This window comes from Geomonas sp. Red276, from assembly GCF_054784495.1.
On the sequence record NZ_BLXW01000071.1, the window covers coordinates 1 to 4,461 of the forward strand.

General features: G+C 54.3%; 5 protein-coding genes. All 5 read right to left on the minus strand.

Going from position 1 to position 4,461, the window contains the following annotated elements:
• Positions 1-333 precede the first annotated feature (333 nt).
• A complete protein-coding gene (locus ACYVL5_RS23310) occupies positions 334-807 on the minus strand; it encodes a transposase (protein ID WP_460597943.1) in 474 nt (157 codons plus the stop codon).
• Between the two features lie 94 nt (positions 808-901).
• Positions 902-1,162: a nucleotidyltransferase substrate binding protein gene (locus ACYVL5_RS23315; protein WP_460597947.1), complete on the minus strand. Its 261-nt coding sequence runs from the start codon at positions 1,160-1,162 to the stop codon at positions 902-904.
• A 131-nt stretch (positions 1,163-1,293) separates the two neighbouring features.
• Entirely contained in the window at positions 1,294-3,240 is a 1,947-nt protein-coding gene (locus ACYVL5_RS23320; protein ID WP_460597944.1) for a WD40/YVTN/BNR-like repeat-containing protein, read from the minus strand.
• Between the two features lie 50 nt (positions 3,241-3,290).
• Complete coding sequence (locus tag ACYVL5_RS23325; RefSeq protein ID WP_460597945.1) at positions 3,291-3,509, minus strand: hypothetical protein; 219 nt, start codon at positions 3,507-3,509, stop codon at positions 3,291-3,293.
• Positions 3,510-3,569: 60 nt separating this feature from the next.
• Complete coding sequence (locus tag ACYVL5_RS23330) at positions 3,570-3,893, minus strand: YbjQ family protein (protein WP_460597946.1); 324 nt, start codon at positions 3,891-3,893, stop codon at positions 3,570-3,572.
• Between the last annotated feature and the right edge of the window lie 568 nt (positions 3,894-4,461).

A 4,461-nucleotide genomic window follows, 5' to 3' on the forward strand; every position in this document is an offset into this window, starting at 1 on the left:
GTGGCGCTACGAATAAATCAGGCCCTTCTCCGCCACCTTTCGTTACATCAAAGAACTGCTGTGCTTCCGACCAAAGCCCTCTCGTTCTTTTTACTTAACTTGCTTAACAACGTCCCCCTGCGCCCTCCCTGAAGGCCGCGACCGGCACGTGTCCGGTTTAAAGGAGGAGGTGAAAGTGGTACGGCATCAACGTCCATGCAAAGCAACACGTTGAGGATCTGAGGAGGTTACAGGCGAGGCGGTCGACAAAGCAATCGCGATCGGCATCGTCGAGGAAGATCTTACACCGCTCAATCCCCCGGCAAAAGACGTGGTGAACCGCTGAAGGTGCATCTATTCGGGCTTGGCGTGGCATGACATAACCATGCCACCACTCCTAACATTAGCAACGAGAGGAAACGCATGAAACGCATGGGCGTCCCCCTCGCCTGTGTCAGGATTCAGGTGGATGTACTTGCTCAATTCCAGCAAATAGCTGTCCTTGTCAACTATGATGGCATTATATCTTCCCTGGAACAGATGACCGCTTCGGTCTCTCTTGGTGTTCGTGTACGTAGAATACGAGCTGTTAATGTAATGCATCACCCTTTGCAGATTCTTCTCGGGGGTCTCAATAAGCAAGTGGTAATGGTTAGTCATCAGCACATATCCGTGCAGAATGAAATGAAACTTCTGTTGTGCCTGGAATACGTACTCTTTGAACTTGTCGTAGTCACGAGCCGTAAAGAAGATCTTTTTCCGCTCGTTCCCCCGTGTCGTCACATGATAGAAAGCTCCTTCGTACTCGATCCGTAACGCCCTCGCCATTCCGCACCCCCTTCAAGGTTTTGGAACAGCTTAGATTAGAAATGTCACATGTCAAGGCGCGACCCCATGGTGAGCCCATGGTGAGCCTCTGCGGCTAGGCCTCGTCCGCCAGTCGGGCGAATACGGCATGCATCTGATCGAAGGCGGGATAAAGGCGGTTCAATATTTTTTTAGCAATCGCGTCGGCGGTCTCGGGGTTATAGGTGTGCGAGCTTAGGTTGCGGGCCTTTATCATGTCCATCCAGGCCTCGCCGTCTTCGATGAGGCGTTGCTTGGAGGCTACTTTGGCCGCATCCTTGGGCCGATAATACCGGACACCCCTTTCTCCTCTAAATAGTCCTTCAAGACCTTCCAGCCTAACTCGTGGGTAAACTTGAGTGGACGAGGCCCTGCTGCTCCTACTCGGTCAACTCTCGCTGGCGGGCTAGCTCCCCGTACCTCCCCTTTACGCCATCTTATGGCTGCAACATCTTCGTCTCAGTTTGGCTAGAACTGGGAGATGACGAAGATTCCATTGGCGTAGGTGATGCCGGTCAGAATGTTGTTGGTGCCTGAGATGCGCTTGGTCCAGGTGACGCCGTCGGGGGAGGTCTGGATGGTGCCTTCGCTTCCCACCGCTACGAAGAGACCACCGCCGTAGGTTACGCCTCGGAACCAGTTGATGTCTGTGCCTACCCTCGTCCAGGTGATTCCGTCCTGCGAGGTCAGCAGCCCAATGTCGCCAACGGTTCCACCTATGGCGACAAACACTCCGTTGCCATAGGCGACGCTATACAGTTTGGTTGCTGTAGTTGACGATTGGCTGATCCAGTTGACACCATCGGTGGAGGTCAGGATGCTGTTATCTGCTCCCACCACTACAAATTGACCATTGCCGTAAGTCACCCCGTACAACCCCAGAGTCGTGCCTGAATTCTGGGTGGTCCAGGTGGTACCATCGGGGGAGGTTATGATCGTTCCTGAGGTGCCTACCGCAACGAAGAGGCCGTTGCCATAGGTGATGCCGAACAGGTAGGTCGAGGCTGATGCCCCTGATTGGCGACTGGTCCAGGTGACGCCGTCGGGAGAGGTCTGGATAGTGCCACCATACCCTGCTCCGACAAAAAGACCATTGCCGTAGGTAACACCATATAGCACTGGCCGTGTCGACCCGGCGGTGCTCACTGTCCAGGTCACACCGTCGGCGGATGCCAGGATGGCTCCACCGTTGACGGCTACAAATTTCCCGTTACCGTAGGTGATGCCATGCAAGTAGCTGCCAGGCAGGCCCGAAGCCTGATTTTGCCAATCCAGCCCGTTAGGGGAGGTCAGTATGCTACCTTCATTGCCCAAGGCCACGAACATGCCGTTGCCAAAGGCGATGCTGTTCAGGTTTATGCTGTACGAGAGCGGACCATCGGTGAAGGTGGTCGCGTTCGATACGACATTGGCCCAGGTAATGCCATCGGATGAGCGCAGGATGGTACCATTGGAGCCGACCGCCACAAAACGGCCGTTACCGAAGCTGACATCAGACAAGGGACCGGTGGAAACGGTCGTGCGAGTGGTCCAGGTTACGCCGTCTGGGGAAGTCCAGATGTAGCCGCCTCCTAGCGCGACAAAGAAGTCGTTACCGAAGGTAATGCCCTGCACGTCGTAGTAGCCATAGAAAGGCGCTGAAGAATTGGTTTTTTGGGTTGACCAAGTGACGCCATCCGGGGATAGCACGACGGTTCCCGATTTTCCCACCGCGGCAAAAATGCCGTTGCCATAGCTCACGCCATTCAGCCCGTTGACGGTACCTGATGCACAGCTGGTCCAGGTGACTCCGTCGGATGAGGTAAGAATGGTTCCCAAATCCCCCACCGCCACAAACAGGCCGTTGCCACTGGTTATGCCATGCAGGTTGTTGTTAGTCCCAGAGGTTTGGTTGGTCCAAGTGTTGCCATCGGGCGAGGTCAGGATCGAGCCATATATCCCCACCGCGACGAACATGTTGTTGGCATACGTGACGGCCGATGGTTGGGCCTGCAGATTCGACCACGAGATGGCATCCGAAGAGGTGAGAATAGGCGCGTTCGATCCTGGCACTTGAACGGAGGGAGAGGATGCCCGACAACTCGCCTCAGAAGAGGGAGCCGATTCACCGGCGGCATTGACCGCGGTAACGACATAGTAATAGGTGGTTCCATTCGTTAAACCGGTGAGAGTGTAAGGGTTCGAAACTCCTGCAACCCTATTGCCATTCAGCTGGGTCACGCACGGTGTCGTGGACCAGTAAATATTGTAGGAGGTTGCACCATTGACTCCCTTCCAGGCAATAGTTGCTTGACCGCTTCCTACCGTCGCCCTCACCCCTGTCGGAGCAGTTTCCACTTGACCGTTGTTGCTGCAGCCTGCGAAGCAGGGTATTAACAAGCATAATGACAAAAACCAAAAGCTGATTATTCTCATGTTCGTCTCCATTCTATAGCTGCTAAAAATTTGGAAATATCCGCGTTTTCCTACTTCCTCACATAGCGGCGCTCGCCGGAAACCGGGTCGTACTCTACTTCCATAATTTGGCCGGTTTCGGGGTCCTCGAACTTCTCTCCGGTCGGCTGCCACTGACCATCGTCTCTGTGCTGGCGGCGGTAGCGCCAGCGCTCGAAGGGGATGGCGATCACCAGGATGCCTCCCCAGATGAGAAAGGGGAAGTAGCCACACTTTCCCATAGCTAGCATCACCAGCCCCCCGACAAGGAGTCCTACTCCAAAGATGAGTACGGCCGCCCGCAGCACGGGTCAGCCCTGCTTTTCCAGGATGACGGCGGTGCCGTAGGCGACGATCTCGCTCATGGTCTGGCCGATCTCGGAGGAGTCGAAGCGCATCATCACGATGGCGTTGGCCCCCATTACGGTGGCGTTCTTTACCATCCGGTCGATGGCATGACGGCGGGTCTCTTCGAGGAGTTGGGTGTATTCGGTGATTTCGCCGCCGAAGATCGAGCGCAGGCCGGCCATGATGTTGCCTGCCAGGCCTCGGCTCCTTACGACTACTCCAAATACTTGCCCCTTTGCTTCGACTACGCGGTACCCGGATACGTTTTCTGTCGTTGTGACGATCACTATTTCCTCCGCGGCAATTGCTTTAGATCCCCTGCTTATTCACAAAAATCGTGCCAGAATGAGCCTGTGGGAAATATTGTGAGAATCTGGGCGCTTAGACTATACAGCTCATCTCGAAGCTAGGAATATTGGAAATACTTTACTGTTCGTTTTTTTACAGCAATCGGACAACATACTGAGTTATCGTGGAAATTTAAGTATTGTAAAGAATTTCACAGTGAGTATTTTTACAGCCTCAATAAGAGTGCAACGATGTGAGGGCTCAACTCGGCGGGGAGATGAATCGCGAAGAGGCTTGCATTAGGTTTTGTTCATGTTAGGCTTTCCGCAACTGCCGAAGGTGACGAGAAACGAACGACTGACGGAGGTCGCCCATGATAAAGGGAATGTATGACTTATCAGGGAAAGAATCCGTCTTCCTCAGCAACATTCTGCGGTACTGCGTATTCCGCGGCAAGCCGGCCACCGATTCCGATCGAAGTCGGCCACCCATTCCGATTCAAGCCGGCCATCTATTCCGTTTGATTCCGGCCACCCCCTGAGCTCCTTCCTCCATCCCCGCCTTTAG